This window comes from Azospirillum sp. TSH100 (assembly GCF_004923295.1).
Lineage (GTDB): Bacteria > Pseudomonadota > Alphaproteobacteria > Azospirillales > Azospirillaceae > Azospirillum.
This window is the reverse complement of record NZ_CP039634.1, coordinates 825,001-840,192: the sequence shown is the minus strand read 5'-3', so window position 1 is coordinate 840,192 and position 15,192 is coordinate 825,001. Positions and strand designations below refer to the sequence as shown.

16 protein-coding genes are annotated in these 15,192 nt (G+C 67.4%); 7 read left to right on the top strand and 9 right to left on the bottom strand.

The window, feature by feature from the left end; all coding sequences use genetic code 11:
* Positions 1–27: 27 nt before the first annotated feature.
* Together E6C72_RS04010 and rsmI are read right to left on the bottom strand one after the other, a co-directional pair.
* Positions 28–396: a YraN family protein gene (locus tag E6C72_RS04010; RefSeq protein ID WP_042699844.1), complete on the bottom strand. Its 369-nt coding sequence runs from the start codon at positions 394–396 to the stop codon at positions 28–30.
* A complete protein-coding gene (gene rsmI, locus E6C72_RS04005) occupies positions 393–1,298 on the bottom strand; it encodes a 16S rRNA (cytidine(1402)-2'-O)-methyltransferase (RefSeq protein WP_247882078.1) in 906 nt (301 codons plus the stop codon). Before rsmI ends, E6C72_RS04010 begins: the two co-directional genes overlap by 4 nt.
* Before the next feature lie 104 nt (positions 1,299–1,402).
* On the opposite strand from rsmI, the gene E6C72_RS04000 reads away from it, so the two are divergent.
* Complete coding sequence (locus tag E6C72_RS04000) at positions 1,403–2,560, top strand: penicillin-binding protein activator (protein ID WP_247875601.1); 1,158 nt, start codon at positions 1,403–1,405, stop codon at positions 2,558–2,560.
* 72 nt (positions 2,561–2,632) lie between these two features.
* Here E6C72_RS04000 and E6C72_RS03995 read toward each other — a convergent pair whose 3' ends face one another.
* The 5 genes from E6C72_RS03995 to E6C72_RS03975 form a co-directional block, all read right to left on the bottom strand.
* The gene (locus tag E6C72_RS03995; protein WP_109085124.1) at positions 2,633–3,322 is read right to left on the bottom strand and encodes an ABC transporter permease; all 690 of its coding nucleotides are present in this window, start codon (positions 3,320–3,322) and stop codon (positions 2,633–2,635) included.
* Positions 3,323–3,326: 4 nt separating this feature from the next.
* The gene (locus E6C72_RS03990; protein ID WP_109085125.1) at positions 3,327–4,031 is read right to left on the bottom strand and encodes an ABC transporter permease; all 705 of its coding nucleotides are present in this window, start codon (positions 4,029–4,031) and stop codon (positions 3,327–3,329) included.
* Between the two features lie 162 nt (positions 4,032–4,193).
* Positions 4,194–5,048, bottom strand: coding sequence for a lysine/arginine/ornithine ABC transporter substrate-binding protein (locus tag E6C72_RS03985; protein ID WP_247875602.1), 855 nt, complete (start codon positions 5,046–5,048; stop codon positions 4,194–4,196).
* An 86-nt stretch (positions 5,049–5,134) separates the two neighbouring features.
* On the bottom strand, positions 5,135–5,941 hold the full coding sequence (locus tag E6C72_RS03980; RefSeq protein WP_109085127.1) for an ABC transporter ATP-binding protein: 807 nt from the start codon (positions 5,939–5,941) through the stop codon (positions 5,135–5,137).
* A 137-nt stretch (positions 5,942–6,078) separates the two neighbouring features.
* The gene (locus E6C72_RS03975) at positions 6,079–7,758 is read right to left on the bottom strand and encodes a putative transporter (RefSeq protein ID WP_247875604.1); all 1,680 of its coding nucleotides are present in this window, start codon (positions 7,756–7,758) and stop codon (positions 6,079–6,081) included.
* 566 nt (positions 7,759–8,324) lie between these two features.
* Here E6C72_RS03975 and ccmA point away from each other — a divergent pair.
* Entirely contained in the window at positions 8,325–9,020 is a 696-nt protein-coding gene (gene ccmA / locus E6C72_RS03970; RefSeq protein WP_109085128.1) for a heme ABC exporter ATP-binding protein CcmA, read from the top strand.
* A complete protein-coding gene (gene ccmB, locus E6C72_RS03965; protein ID WP_109085129.1) occupies positions 9,017–9,682 on the top strand; it encodes a heme exporter protein CcmB in 666 nt (221 codons plus the stop codon). Before ccmA ends, ccmB begins: the two co-directional genes overlap by 4 nt.
* Positions 9,683–9,704: 22 nt before the next feature.
* Here ccmB and E6C72_RS03960 read toward each other — a convergent pair whose 3' ends face one another.
* Positions 9,705–10,310, bottom strand: a complete 606-nt coding sequence (locus E6C72_RS03960; protein ID WP_109085130.1) for a glutathione peroxidase — start codon at positions 10,308–10,310, stop codon at positions 9,705–9,707.
* A 363-nt stretch (positions 10,311–10,673) separates the two neighbouring features.
* Here E6C72_RS03960 and E6C72_RS03955 point away from each other — a divergent pair, with 363 nt between their 5' ends.
* From E6C72_RS03955 to E6C72_RS31675, 4 genes are all read left to right on the top strand, one after another.
* Positions 10,674–11,048 (top strand): hypothetical protein, encoded by a 375-nt coding sequence (locus tag E6C72_RS03955; protein ID WP_109085131.1) that lies wholly within the window; start codon positions 10,674–10,676, stop codon positions 11,046–11,048.
* A gap of 365 nt (positions 11,049–11,413) precedes the next feature.
* On the top strand, positions 11,414–12,274 hold the full coding sequence (motA, locus tag E6C72_RS03950) for a flagellar motor stator protein MotA (protein WP_109074851.1): 861 nt from the start codon (positions 11,414–11,416) through the stop codon (positions 12,272–12,274).
* 30 nt (positions 12,275–12,304) lie between these two features.
* A complete protein-coding gene (locus tag E6C72_RS03945) occupies positions 12,305–13,264 on the top strand; it encodes a GNAT family N-acetyltransferase (RefSeq protein ID WP_109085132.1) in 960 nt (319 codons plus the stop codon).
* Positions 13,265–13,383: 119 nt separating this feature from the next.
* Complete coding sequence (locus E6C72_RS31675) at positions 13,384–13,557, top strand: hypothetical protein (protein WP_158280129.1); 174 nt, start codon at positions 13,384–13,386, stop codon at positions 13,555–13,557.
* Positions 13,558–13,601: 44 nt separating this feature from the next.
* Here the strand turns inward: E6C72_RS31675 and E6C72_RS03940 are convergent, their stop codons facing one another.
* Positions 13,602–14,984 (bottom strand): peptidoglycan DD-metalloendopeptidase family protein, encoded by a 1,383-nt coding sequence (locus E6C72_RS03940; RefSeq protein WP_109085133.1) that lies wholly within the window; start codon positions 14,982–14,984, stop codon positions 13,602–13,604.
* Positions 14,985–15,192 lie beyond the last annotated feature (208 nt).

Genomic DNA, 15,192 nt, shown 5'->3' with positions numbered 1-15,192 from the left:
GACTGTCGCCCCCTCATAACGGCCCTCTCACGCCCTCCAGGCATCGACCAGATGGCGTGGCCAAGCCCAAGGGGTAACCAGCATCACGTCGAAGCGCAAGACATAGCCGGCATAGCGCGGGTTGGCGCCGAGGAAGGCATGGGCGGCGCGGGCCAGCCGGCCGCGCTGGCGGGCGTTCAGCGCCTCGTTGGCGGTGTCCCAGTCGCCGCGCGCCTTCACCTCGACGATGGCGATGGTCTTGCCGCGCTTCGCCACGATGTCGATCTCGCCCATTGGCGTGCGCAGGCGGCTGGCCAGGATGCGGTAGCCGCGCAGCCGCAGCGACAGGCGGCACAGCGCCTCCGCCCGGCGGCCCAGGCTTTCGGCACGCAGGCGCCGCGCATCCAGGTCGGTCATTTCGCTTTTCCCTCCCGCGCCAGTTCCAACGCGCGGGCATAGACGGTGCGCTTGTGCTGGCCGGTGCGGGCGGCGACGTCGGCGGCGGCGTCGCGCACCGACAGGCGGGTCAGCGCCTCGCGCAGCAGGGCGTCGACATCGGCCTCGCCTGGCGTCGCCTCCTCTCCCGGCGGGCCGATCACCAGCACGACCTCGCCGCGCGGCGGTCCGGCCTCGGCGTAATGGGCGGCCAGCTCGGGCAGGGTGCCGCGCCGCACCTCCTCGTACAGCTTGGTCAGCTCGCGGGCGACGGCGGCCTCGCGCGGGCCCAGGATTTCGGCGAGGTCGGCCAGCGACTCCGGCAGGCGCTGCGGCGATTCGAAGAAGACCAGGGTGGCGGGCACGCCCTTCAGCTCGCCGGCGGTGGCCCGGCGCGCGCTGCTCTTGTTCGGCAGGAAGCCGGCGAACAGGAAGCGGTCGGTCGGCAGGCCGGACAGCACCAGCGCCACCAGCGGGGCCGAGGCGCCGGGCAGGGTGGTCACCGCCACCCCTTCCGCCACGCAGTCCCGCACCAGCTTGTAGCCGGGGTCGGAGACCAGCGGCGTACCGGCATCGGTGACCAGCGCGATGGCCTCGCCCTTTTTCATGCGCTCGATCAGGATCGGACGCATCTTTGCGGCGTTGTGTTCGTGGTAGGAAACGAAGGGGGTGTGGATGCCGTGGATGCCCATCAGCTTGGCGGTGACGCGCGTGTCCTCGCAGGCGATGGCGTCGGCCCGTTTCAGCGTATCGAGCGCCCGCAGGGTGATGTCCCCGGCGTTCCCGATGGGGGTGGCGACCACATACAAGCCGGCCGCGAGTTTACTTGGCGCGGCGAGGGGGCTACCTTGAGCGCCACTTTCGGCCGGCTCGGCGGGGACCATGCCTTGGGTCTCGCCTTCGGTATCGGCGGCCGTTTCAGCAGATGTGGAGACGATTGGTGGCACGCTTGGCAACAGCTTTCTCACAGGGTCTGAAACGTCACGGCGTGGCAGCCTTGCTGGTCGCCGGCCTGTTGTCGGCCTGTTCGACTGTAAGCGCGCCGCCGCGGGTGGCACAAGCGCCGCAACCGGTCCCGGCTCCGGTGGCTCCCCTGCCGGAAGCGCAGGGCCCGATCAAAGTCGCCGTCCTGGTGCCGCTCAGCGGCCAGAGCGCCGCCATCGGGCAGGCCATGCTGGACGCGGCGCAGATGGCGCTGTTCGACATGGCTGGCGACCAGCTGCAACTGCTGCCGCGCGACACCAAGGGTACACCGAGCGGGGCGGCCGACGCAGCGCGCCAGGCGCTGGCCGAGGGTGCCCGCCTGATCATCGGCCCGCTGTTCGCTGCCGACGTCGCTGCGGTGCGGCCGATCGCCCAGAATGCCGGCGTCGACGTGCTGGCCTTCACCAACGATGCCACCCAGGCCGGCAACGGCACTTATGTGCTGGGCTTCGTCCCGGCAGATCAGGTCAGCCGCGTCGCCGGCTATGCCCGCTCGCGCGGGGCGACGCGTTTCACCGTGCTGGCGCCGCGCTCGCCCTATGGCGAGGCGGTGGTGAACGCGATGCAGCAGATCGCGCCCCGGCTGGGTGCCATGACCACCCAGGTCGAGCGCTATGACCCGGCGGTCACCGACCTGTCGACCCCGGCCAAGCAGGTGGCACAGGAAACTCCGCAGCCGCAGGCGGTGATGCTGGCTGAAGGCGGTCCGCGCGCCCAGGGCATCGCCCAGGCGCTGGCCGCCAATGGCGTGCAGCCGCAGCAGGTCAAGCTGCTGGGCACCGGCCTATGGGACGACACCTCGCAGGGTGCGCTCGGGCAGGAGCCGGCGCTGGTCGGTGCGCTCTACGCCGCACCGGCGCCGCAGACCCGCGCCCGCTTCGAGTCGCAGTTCGAGCAGGTCTATGGCCGCAAGCCGCCGCGCATCGCCACGCTGGCCTATGACGCGACCTCGATTGCCGCGGTGCTGACCCGCAGCGGCGGCCCGGTGCCCTTCGACCGCATGGCGATGACCAACCCGAACGGCTTCGAGGGGCTGGACGGCCTGTTCCGCTTGCGCGCCGACGGTCTGGTCGAGCGTGGTCTGGCAGTGATGGAGATCACCCCCACCGGCTCCCGCGTGGTTGACCCGGCGCCGCCGACCTTCGAGATGCTGGGGCAGTGACGGATACGAAAAAGGCCCTCTCCCGAACCGGGAGAGAGCCTTTTCATTGGTATCCTTACTTACGCCCCCTACTTACGCCCGTGCCCGCAGGTAGGGGGTCAGGCGCCATTCGGCGAACTTGATCAGGCGGGTGGCGATGAAGTTCAGCACCAGATAGATCGCGCCGGCGACGATGAACAGCTCGAAGACCGCGAAGGTCTGGGCGATCATCCGGCGGGCGATGCCGGTGACCTCCATCAGCGTGATGGTGCTGGCGAGCGAGGTCGCCTTGACCATCAAAATCACCTCGTTGCCGTAGGCGGGCAGCATCTGGCGGATCGCCACCGGCAGGACGATGCGGCGGAAGGCCAGCGCCCGCGACATGCCGCAGGCCCGCGCCGCCTCCACCTGTCCCGAGGGAACCGACAGGATGGCACCGCGCAGCACCTCGCTGGTGTAGGCGCCGGTGTTCAGCGTCAGCGCCAGGATGGCGCACCAGTAGGGTTCGCGCAGGAAGGGCCACAGGATGCTGTCGCGGATGAACTCGAATTGGCCCAGCCCGTAATAGACCAGGAAGATCTGCACCAGCAGCGGCGTGCCGCGGAAGACGAAGACATAGGCCGCGGCCAGCGTCTCCACCACCCTGTTGCCCGACAGCCGCAGCAGCGCCACGGCGAAGGCGACCAGCGCCCCCAGCGCCAGCGAGCCGACGATCAGTTGCAGCGTCAGCGACAGCCCGCCGAGCATGCGGGGCAGGCTGTCCCACATCAGTTGCCAGTTCATGGCCTCAGGCCCTCCGGACGCCGCGATTGGCGGAGATTTCGGCGCGATTGAACAGCGCCGTCGAAACGGTGGTCAGCATCAGGTACAGCACTGCGGCGGTGCTGTAGAACAGGAAGGGCTGGCGCGTGGCGCCTGCCGCCAGATGGGTGATGCGCATCAACTCGGCCAAGGCCGTCACCGACACCAGCGCCGTGTCCTTCAACGTCAGCTGCCAGACATTGCCGAGGCCGGGCAGGGCGAAGCGCAGGGTCTGCGGCACCAGCACCCGGCGCAGGATCAGCCAGCGGCTCATCCCGCAGGCGCGCGCCGCCTCGATCTGGCCGAAGGGGACCGACTGCACGGCGCCGCGGATCACCTCCGTCGAATAGGCGCCGGAAATCAGCCCGACCGCCAGCACGCCGATGGTGAAGGCATTCAGGTCGATCCGCCCGTCATAGCCGAAGGCTGCGGCGATGGAGGTGGCGACCCCACTGCCGCCGAAGAACAGCAGGTAGATCACCAGCAGTTCGGGAATGCCACGGACGACGGTGGTGTAGATGTCGGCCACCACGTTCAGCGCCATGCTGTGGCTGAGCTTGGCCGAGGCGCCGAGCGATCCGACGAGGATGCCGAAAGCGAAGGCCGACACGGCGACAGCGACCGTCATCGCGGTGCCCATCAGCAGCTGTCCGCCCCAGCCGTTGGGACCGAAGGAAAGGAGTTCCAGCATTGGCACGCCCGGTAAGGCCCGCCGGGCGCGGCGCGGAGCGCCGGCCGGACGGGGGTCAGCGAACGGAGGTTACTGAACGACTGGCGCCCGGTCGCCATGAAGGCCGCCGGGCGCCGTACCGATCAGACAGGAGAGCCCGCAGGCCCGCCTTACTTGGTCATCTTACTTGGTGGGCGAGATGTCGTAGCCGAAATGCTGGGTGCTCAGCTTCTTGACGGTGCCGTCCTTCAGCGCCGCGGCGATGGCCTTGTCGAACATCGCCTTCAGATCGGCGCTGTCCTTGCGCAGGCCCACACCCATGCCTTCGCCGATCACGCCGCCGATGAAGTTCGGGCCGACGATGACCATCTTGCCCGGCGTCGCCTTCACCACCGCCTCGACGACCGAACGGTCGCCCAGCATGGCGTCGACGCGGCCCGAGCCCAGATCGATGCCGGCATTGTCGATCTTGTCGTAGGTGCGCATGGTCACCTTTGGCAGATGCTTGTCCATGAAGTCGGCCTGGATGGTCGACACCTGGACGCCGACCGACTTGCCCTTCAGCGCCGTGGCCAGCTTGTCCAACGTCGGCTTGGCCTTGCCCTGGTCGTTCAGGTCGACGCGGTCGGCGCCGAGGTTCAGCGCCTTGGCAAGCGGCGAGTCGGTCAGCACGGCGAAGACCGACGGCTCGGTGCCGTAGGGGACCGAGAAGTCGATGACCTTCTTGCGCTCGTCGGTGATGGTCATCGCCGACATGATGGCGTCATACTTGCCCTGTTGCAGGGCCGGAATGATGCCGTCCCAATCCTGGGCGACGAACTCGCAGGTGACCTTCATGCGCTTGCACAGGTCGTTGCCGAGATCGACTTCGAAGCCGGTCAGCTTGCCCGAGGTGTCGGTGGCGTTCCACGGAGGATAGGCGCCCTCGCTGGCGATGCGGACCGTCTTCCATTCCTTCGCACCGGCGGCGCCGGCAGCGGCGACGGCCATCATGGCGCCGAGCGCCAGGGCCGAAACGATCTTCTTCAAGGAACACACTCCTCTGTTCGGTTCGCCCGTTCTTTGGCCCCTGTTCGGGGCCGGGCTGTTTCTGACGGTCCGGTCCTGCCCTCTGCCTCGTCCCCTCACGCCGCGCCGGACAGATGGCGGGAGAGGAACTGCCGCACCCGGTCCGAGTCGGGGTTGGTCAGCACCTTGTCGGGTGACCCCTCCTCCTCGATCCGCCCCTGGTGCAGGAAAACCACCTTGGACGCCACTTCGCGGGCGAAGCCCATCTCGTGCGTCACCAGGATCATCGTGTTGCCTTCGTCCGCCAACTGGCGGATGACGCGCAGGACCTCGCCGACCAGCTCGGGGTCCAGGGCCGAGGTCGGCTCGTCGAACAGCATCACCTTCGGCTGCATGGCGAGCGCGCGCGCGATGGCGGCGCGCTGCTGCTGTCCGCCGGACAGCTGGACCGGGTAGCTGTCGGCCTTGGCCAGGATGCCGACCTTGTCCAGCAGCATGCGGGCGCGGTCGATGGCCTCCGCCTTCGGCACGCCCAGCACATGCACCGGCGCTTCGATCACGTTCTGCAGGATGGTCATGTGGGTCCAGAGATTGAAGCTCTGGAACACCATGCCGAGCCGGGTGCGGATGCGTTCCACCTGCCGGGAGTCGGCGGGGACGCTGGCCCCGCCGCGCGTCTTCTTCAGCGCGATGGCCTCGCCGCCGATCACCACGCGGCCGTCGTCCGGGATCTCCAGCATGTTGATGCAGCGGAGCAGCGTGCTCTTGCCCGAGCCGGACGAGCCGATCAGCGTGATGACGTCGCCTTCGCGCGCGGTCACCGATACGCCCTTCAGAACCTCCAGCTCGCCGAACCGCTTGTGCAAATCCTCCACGACGACGGCGGCGGGAGCGGACTCGCTGACGGGCGGATGGCGATGCATGCGGGGGAACCGGCTGGGTTGTGGGGGCTGGTTATTGGCTGACCATTGCGGCACAGGCTAGACCGGGGCGCAGGGGTTCCGCAACGCGGATTTCACACTGCGCGCACGTTGTGTCGCTTGTGTCGGAAAATGGTGCGTCACCACAACAATAGTACCAGAATTTGCGGTCCCAGGATACGCAGGCACATCGCCAGCGGGTAGACGGTGGCGTAGGCCAGCGCCGGCGCCTCCGACGCGACCAGCGCGTTGGCATAGGCCAAACCCGGTGGATTGGTCTGGGCGCCGGCCAGGACGCCGCAGATGGTCAGGAAGTTCAGCTTCATCAGCCCGCGCGCGACCAGCCCGGTCAGCAGCAGCGGCACCAGGGTCACCAGCACGCCCCACATCATCCAGGGCCAGCCGGCGCCGCTGGCCAGCGTGGCGACGAAGCGGTCGCCCGACGCGATGCCCAGCACGGCCAGGAACAGGATGATGCCGATCTCGCGCAGCGCCAGGTTGGCAGCCGGCGGCATGAACCAGACCAGAGGCCCGACATGGCCGACGCGGCCCAGAATCAGCGCCACGATCAGCGGCCCGCCGGCAAGGCCCAGCCGCAGCGGCGCCGGCATTCCCGGCAGGAAGATCGGGACGGCACCCAGCGCCGCCCCCAGCGCGATGCCGAGGAACATCGGGATCATCTCCACCTGCTGCAGCTTGCGGGCGGAGTTGCCGAAGATCTGCCCGACGGCGGCAAGGCTGTCCGGCCGGCCGATCACCGTCAGGATGTCGCCGAACTGAAGCTTCAGCGCCGGGGTCGGCACCAGCTCCACGCCAGACCGGTTGACGCGGCTGACCACCACGTCATAGGCGTCCTGCAGGTTCAGCGCGGCGATCGACTTGCCGAGCACCGCGTTATTGGTGACGACGATGCGCTCCCATTTCAGGTCGGTGCCCTTGGTGGTCAGCGGCCGGTCGAACTCCTGACCCAGCAATGCCCGGACCTGTTCCAGCTTCGGTCGCGGCCCGACCACATGCAGCACGTCGCCCAGTTTCAGGCAGGTCCCGTCATGCGGGACGCACAACCTGCCATCGCACAGCAGGCGCGAGGCGACCACCCCCTGTCCGCACAGCAGCTCGATCGAGCCGATCGCCTTGCCCTCCAGCGCCGGATTGCGCACGGCCAGATCCATGGTCTCCAGCGTCGACACCTCGGCGCGTCGGCACTCCTCGAAGCGGGTGGCCTCGGCCTCCGGATCGATGCGGAACAGGATGCGCACGGCAGCCATCGACAGCAGGTTGCCGGCGATGCCGAACGGATAGGTGACGGCGAAGGCGAGGCCGGGCAGGGCCATCACCCCGGCGCCCGCCCCGACCTCCGTCAGCACCTGCTGGGTGGCGGCCAGCGCCGGGGCGTTGGTCACGGCACCGGCGAACACCCCCAGCGAGGATCCCAGCGACAGCGCCCCCGACGACACCAGCGCCGCGGTCAGCAGGATGCTGGACCCCACCATCAGCAGCGCCAGCCCGTTCAGCGCCAACCCGGTGCGGCGGAGTGCCGCGAAGAAGCCGGGGCCGACCTGGATGCCGATGGTGTAGACGAACAGGATCAGACCGAAGTCGCGGATGAAGTCCATCATCTCCGGATTGAAGGCGATGCCCGCCTCCTTGGCGATGTGGCCGCCGGCAATGCCGGAGAACAGCACGCCGCCGATGCCGAGCCCGACCCCGCGGATCTTGATGTGGCCGAGCGCCACGCCTGCCGCCGACACGAGACCGAGCATGAGCACCACCCGCGCGATCGGCGGCATGGCCTGGAGGATGTCTGCGAAGGCCGACATGGGACAACTCGCTTCCTGAACACAATTGGGGCAGATGCCGCCGTGGCCTTGAGAATCCTCGAATGGATGCGGCGGTCCCCGTTCTATCGGGGGAATGACGGCGTTACGATGCGTCAGGACGGCGGCCAAGGCGTTGATTCAGAACAAGCGTTCTGCCTTTCGCCATGACAATCCCGGCACCCGGTGCTGCGGTGCGCGCATGGAAGTTCAGCGCTGCGAGGCCTTCGGCCCATCATGGCATCTGCATCCAATTCCTCGAACTCCATCCAAATTTTGCCACTTTCTTCCCTTAGACGATAACCCAAGCAACCGGCCCCAGAGGTCGCGCGTACCGGCGTTCCCCCCTAGCGCCATCGCAGCGACGAACGAAGCCGTTCCACAAGGTATCGACCGGCCGGACCCGGCTGGACGCAAGGCCATCGCGAGAACCCCCTCGCGGTGGCCTTTTTCTTTTGTCCTGCTGCCTTTGAACTGCTGCGATGACGGCGACAGTATTCTCGCTCCGGCTTTCCCGCCGCGCTGTGCTATAGCAGCGCCTCCTTCAACCGGAAGCGCGACCCGTCCCCATGCCCGTCTTTGCCGGATCAGAGCTGACCTGCCTGCGTGGCGACCGGCTGGTTTTCACCGGGCTGGAGTTCCGCATCGCCCCCGGTGGCGCTCTGGTGCTGCTCGGCCCCAATGGCAGCGGCAAGTCCAGCCTGCTGCGGGTGATGGCCGGGCTGTTGAAGCCGCTGCGAGGCTCGCTGGGCTGGGACGGCGTATCGGTCGCCGACGACCCCGACGCCCACCGGGCGCGGGTGCAGTATGTCGGCCATCTCGATGCGGTGAAGCCGGTTCTGACGGCGGCGGAGAACCTCGCCTTCTGGGCGGCGCTGGCCGGGGCCGCCGACCCGGCCGCCAACGCGCGGGTGGCACTCGACCGGATGGGGGTGCCGCACATCGCGGGTGTGCCGGGCCGCTATTTGTCGGCCGGGCAGAAGCGCCGGCTGAACCTGGCGCGGCTTGTCGCCGCACCGGCGACGCTGTGGCTGCTGGACGAGCCGACCGTGGCGCTCGACCGTGCCGCCATCGCGCTGTTCGAAGGGCTGATCGCCGAACATCGGGCGGAGGGCGGCATGGTGGTGCTGTCCACCCACACCAACATCGCCACCCCCGGCGGCGAGGAACTGCATCTGGACGACTTTACCCCCTACGCCGAAGGCGAAGACGGCGTCGAAGACGTTGGCGAGGGCGGGTATGAGGAAGAGGGGGCCGAGCCATGAGCCGTTTCCTGCGCCTTGTCGCGCGCGACCTGCGGCTGGCGCTGCGTCAGGGGTCGGACGCCACCATCGCCGTCATGTTCTTCGTGCTGTGCGTGGTGCTGTTCCCCTTCGGCGTCGGTCCGGAGCCGAACATCCTCGCCCGCATCGCCGCCGGCGTGATCTGGGTGGCGGCGCTGCTCGCCTCGCTGCTGTCGCTTGAGCGGCTGTTCCAGACCGATTACGAGGACGGCTCGCTGGAGTTGCTGTCGCTGTCCTCCCTGCCGCTGGAAGCTGCGGTGCTGGCGAAGACGCTGGCCCATTGGCTGGTCACCGGCGTGCCGCTGATCGTCGCCGCGCCGCTGCTGGCCGTCCTGCTGAACATGGATGCGGAGGGGTTCGGCATCCTGGTGCTGACCCTGATGCTGGGCACGCCGATCCTCAGCCTGATCGGCGCCATCGGCGCCGCGCTGACACTGGGGGCGCGGCGCGGCGGTGTGCTGCTGTCGCTGCTGATCCTGCCGCTCTACATCCCGGTGCTGATCTTCGGCGCCGGCGCCATCGACGCCGCCATCAACGGGCTGACTCCGCGCCCGCACCTGCTGCTGCTTGCCGGCATCCTCGCCGCCGCCCTGCCGCTCGCCCCCTGGGCGAGTGCCGCGGCTCTGCGGCAGGCGGTGGAGTAAGGAGAGAAGGCGCCGGCACCCGTTACGACTTCGGCGCCTTCTCCGGCAGCAGCGTCTCGATCGCCTCGCGCACCTTGTCCGCCTCGGGGTCGGTCATGGTGGAGAACCAGGAGACCAGCTTGCCGTCCGGCCCCACCAGATATTTGTGGAAGTTCCAGCGCGGTTTGGCGAGGAAGCCGAGTTCGTCGGCTGCCCAGCGGTAGAAGGGGTGGGCGCTGTCGCCCGACACCACCGTCTTGTCCGCCATCGGGAAGTCGATGCTGTAGTTCACCTCGCAGAAATCCTTGATCTGGTTGGCGTTTCCCGGCTCCTGCCCGCCGAAGTCGTCGGACGGCACGCCGACCACCACCAGCCCGCGGTCGCGGTAGCGTTGCCACAGCGCCTCCAACCCCTTGTATTGCGGGGTGAAGCCGCATTGCGAGGCGGTGTTGACCACCAGGATCGCCTTGCCCTTGAACTGCGACAGTGGCAGTGGCTTGCCGTCGATGCCCTGGAAGGTGAAGTCGTAAGCGTTGCCCGGGGTGGAGTTGTTTGGAACGGCACTGCTGGCGGCCATGGTGCTGGCTGCTCCCATCATGGAGAGAACCGCCGCCATGGCGGCGGTGCGAAGGCTGGCTCGGACGGTCATCGACGTGGCTCGGTGTGTGGTTGGAGCGGGCGCATCCTTACTCATACGTTGCCTGATACGAGGACCGGCGCCCACCGGATCATCACGGCGCCATACCTCCGTCCCCGCATTCGGTCTACCCCTATCGGACGGGTAGCGCCCGCGGCTGTCGATCAACAGCTTCATGGGTGAGGGAACGCGGCATTCTCCCGCTGCCGACCTTTTACCCGAACCAGTTGACCGCGCAGCGCCCGAAAAATGTCCCACCCGATCGAACCTAAGCCTGAGCATAAGAGTCTATCCCATCGAAATGGGTATGTTCCCGCCCGTCTGGCGCGCGCATGCCCCGCTGCCGATGCAAGTCCATCCCAGGAGAACAGGCCGATGAACGCCGCAGCCACCATGCAGGAGCCTCAGATGCCGCGGACGGCGATGCGCCGGGTGGTCCTGGCCGCGACGCAAGCCGCCGGTATTGCCGGAGCCGTGCTGCTGTTCGGCGCCGCCTTGTCGACGCCGTCCCTCGCCGACCCTGGCGAGCATGGCCGCGGCCATGCCTGGGGCCACCACAAGAAGCATCACCATGACGATGACGGCCCGGTCGTCATCTATGGCGCGCCGCCGCCGGTGGTCGTGGTCCCGGCTCCGCCACCTCCGCCGCGCGTCGTGTATGCCCCGTCCTATGCGCCGCCCCCGGTCATCTACGCCCCGCCGCCTCCGCAGCCGGGCGTCAGCGTCCAGATGAACATTCCGCTTCGGTAATGTTCTTTGTTCCCCGAGCGCTCTGGCGATCCGGTCACTCTCCGGCGCCGGAGCGTTTCGCATTTCAGCATGACGTTTCAGGCTGTGACCATCCTGTGCCCTTCCGCCGCATTCCACCTGGACTTTTCCACGCCCCGGCAGCCGATCCTTCGGCCCGGCTCCTCTCCACCGGCCTTGCACCTGTTGAAAACCCTGACTCCTCAGTCCTTTCGTGACAGGACCCGCCTGCACCGCTAGGATCGCCCGGCCTGTCGCGAAGGCGGTAGGCCGTTCGGGTGATTCACGGAAACTCAACCGATGTCCGGCCATGTGTCGGCCGGGAGCATCCTGCGGCCCGTGGTCGGTATGAGGGAGGGAGAGACCGAATGTTCGTGATGATCGGCTTCGGCATCGTGATCTTCAGCGTGTTCGGTGGCTACATCCTCGGCGGTGGCCATATGGGCGTGCTGTGGATGCCGTTCGAGTTCATGATCATCCTGGGCTCCGGTGCCGGTGCCTTCTTCATCGCCAATCCAAAATCAGTGGTCACCCACACCGGCAAGGAGTTGGGCCACCTGTTCAAAGGCCCGAAATACAAGAAGGAGGACTTCCTGGAGGTCCTCACCATGATGTATCAGGTCTTCAAGATCGCGAAGACCAAGGGACTTCTGGCGCTGGAACAACATATCGAAAAGCCGGAGGACTCGCCGCTCTTCCAGCAATTTCCGAAATTCTATGGCGACCATCACGCCATCGCATTCCTCTGTACTTATCTTCGTCTGATGTCGCTCGGCGCCGACAACCCGCATGAGCTGGTCGACCTGATGGACGAGGATATCGAGACGATGCACCACGAACACCAGCGCATCGCCGACGCCATCCAGGCGGTGGCCGACGCGGTGCCGGCGCTTGGCATCGTGGCGGCGGTGCTGGGCGTGATTCACACCATGGGCTCGATCACCGAACCGCCCGAAGTTCTGGGCAAGCTGATCGGCGGCGCGCTGGTCGGCACCTTCACCGGCATTCTGGTCGCTTATGGCTTCCTTGCTCCGATCGCCAGCGGCCTGAAGAACATCTATCACGCCGAAGGCAAGTATTATCAGGCGATGAAGACCGGCCTGATCGCCCATCTGTCCGGCTACGCACCCGCCATTTCCGTGGAATACGCCCGCAACGTGCTGGAACCGGAATACCGGCCGACCTTCGCCCAGGTGGAAGAGGCGACCTCCGCCCTGCCGCCCGCCTGACCCCGCCACCTGATCCTGCAGAAGACGCCGATGCCGGACATCGACATCGCCTGGAACGAGGGTACCGTCGGCGATTGGGATGCGCTGTTCGCCCGGGTTCCGCGCTCGACCCTGCTGCAGAGCTTTGCCTATGGCCGTGCCATGGGGCGCACCTACGGCCATGTTCCGCGGCTCGGCGTGATCCGCCGCGATGGCGAGCCGATCGGCGTTGTCCAGACGCTCGACCGCCGCATGCTGAAGCTGTTCCACGACCGGCAATGCTACCGCGGTCCGCTCTGGCTGGACGGCACCATCCCCGATGCCGACACGCTGGAGGCGGTGTTCCGCCTGCTGCGCCGCGCTTGTCCGGGTAACCCGCTCAGCCGCTCCAACCTGCTGCCTGAACTCCCGGCCGGCCCGGAGAACGAGGCGCTACTCGCCCGCTGCGGCTTCCGCAAGGTCGGTCCCGGCTATCAGACCGTCTGGTTCGACCTGACCCGCAACGAGGAGGCGATGCGCGCTGGCTTCGCCCGCGACTGGCGTCAGCGTCTGCGCGGGGCGGAAAAGGCCGGCCTCGTTCTGGATGTCGACTGGAAGGCCGACAATCTGCCCTGGCTGATGAAGCAGGAACATGACCAGGCCCTGGGCAAGGGCTTTCGCGCCATGACCGGGCCACTGGCCGTCCGCCTGCGCAACGCCATGGTCAAGGGCGGCAGCCGCAACGACGGGGCTGTGATGGTGACCGCGCTTGAAGGCGGCAAGCCGGTCGCCTGCGGCCTGTTCTTCCGTCACGGCATCTGCGCCACCAGCCAGATCAGCTGGGCCAGCGAGTCCGGCCGCAAGAGCGGTGCCATGCGGCTGGTTCTGTGGAAGGCGATGCAGGACTTGAAGCAGCGCGGCGTCCGCGCTCTCGACCTCGGCGGCAGCAACCCGGACACCGCCCCCGGCGTCACCGAGTTTAAACTCGGCACCGGCGGGGAGGCGGTGGAGACCGTCGGCCAGTATCGTTGAGGCTTTACGGTTGAGATGCTTTGTCTGATGAAGGCCGCCGCCGTTGCGGTTATCCTTACCTGTGTGCCGACTCAACGGCACTTCCACAAAGGCCATTTCTTCCGCATGGGATATCCGCCATGGCAGACCTCGAACCCCTGAAGCCCGGCGAAGCCGACGTCGCCATCGAACGCGCGATGCAGCAGCGCCCCAAGGCGATGATCATCCGTGACAGGCTGCAGAAGATGCTGGAGAGCGAGGACAACGCCCGCCAGTTCGTCGGTGCCATCCGCAACATGATGAACAAGGAGTAGGTGCACCGGCAGCCCTCGCCGCCGGTGTTCCGTTCAACCGCTGGTCAGCAGCTGCTGGCCTTGTTGCAGCCTTTGTCCTCGGCCGAGGCCGGCGCCGGTGTACGGGCCAGCTGCATGCCGCTGCGGCTTTCTTCGAACATCTTCTCGATGGATCGCCGCGCCTGCTGAAAGGCCTGAAGCTCCCGCCCCTCCAGCTTCTCTCCGGTCGGCAGGTCGACCGAGCGCGGGTTCACCTGATGCCCGGCCTTCAGCACCTCGTAATGCAGGTGCGGCCCGGTGGAGCGGCCGGTGGTGCCGACATAACCGATGATGTCGCCCTGATCGACCCGCGAGCCGCGCCGGATCGACTTGGCGAAGCGGCTCATATGGGCGTAGGCGGTCGAAATCTCGGTGTTGTGGCGGATGCGGACATAGTTGCCATAGGAGCTGCTGCGCTCGGCTATCTCGATGGTGCCGCGACCGGCCGCATAGATCGGCGTCCCGGTCGGCGCCCCGAAATCCACTCCCTTGTGCATCTTGCTGAAGCCCAGGATCGGGTGGTGGCGCATGCCGAAGCCCGAGGTGATGCGGGCGCCGTCAATCGGCGTGCGCAGCAGGGCGCGGCGGATGCTCTCGCCGTCGCCATTGAAATAGTCGATGCGGCCGTCGCGGGTCTTGAAGCGGTAGATCGGCATGTCGTCGCCGCTCAGCGTCAGCGAGGCATACAGCAGCTCGCCCTCGCCGGCCTGGGTGCCGTCTGCTGTGACCAGCTTCTCATACAGGATCTCGAACCGGTCGCCGGGCTGGAGGTCGCGCTGAAAATCGACGTCGTAGGAGAAGTTCTGGATGAAGGCCATCATGACCGAGATCGGAACCCCGGCCTGTGCCCCTGCCTCGAACAGGCTGGACCGGATGACGCCCTGCGCCGCCACCGGCTTGCGTGTCACCGGCTTCTCGGTCTGGCTTGAGGTGAAGCCGGCATCGCCCTTGCGCGCGATCGACACCGACCGCAGCGGATCGGGGGCGAACTCGAAGCCGACGAACTTGCGGGCGCCGCCGCGGCGCGGCTCGAACAGTACGGTCACATGCTGGCCGACCTGGAGACGGCGCGGGTTGTAGACGTCGCGCAGGGCGGCGACGGCGTCGTGGGCGTCGTTGGTCGGGACGTTGGCGGTCGCCAGCAGATCCATCAGCGTGTCGCCGCGGCCGATCGACAGGGTACGGCGATCGACCGGTCCGGTGGCTGGGCCGTCATCCTCATTGTCGTCCTTGGCCTCCGTGGCGGCCTCCGTACCCGGGTTCGGCTTTACTGCCGGCTTATAGGTATTGAGAGCCCTGCCATTCGGCGCATCGGCGTTGCGCGCGACACCTGTCGCAGGCGTCAGCGCACCGGCCGTGATGATGGCAAGCAAGGCGAGCGTGGGAAGGCGGGAAAGCCTCGAACGCACCGTCGTCCTCCTCCTGTAACCCCTGTGGCCGTCCAGCAGGTTGTCGGCGATGGCCGTCACCGAAGGTGTTAAGCCTATCGGTCGGACGATGCTGGACCGCTCCGACCCTGTCAACCGACACGAGACCGCAGGGATGGGCCCGCTGGAAACACCATGGCTTCCAAGGGGTACACTATCGATTGGCGTGCACGGACGGTCGCCGGCCACG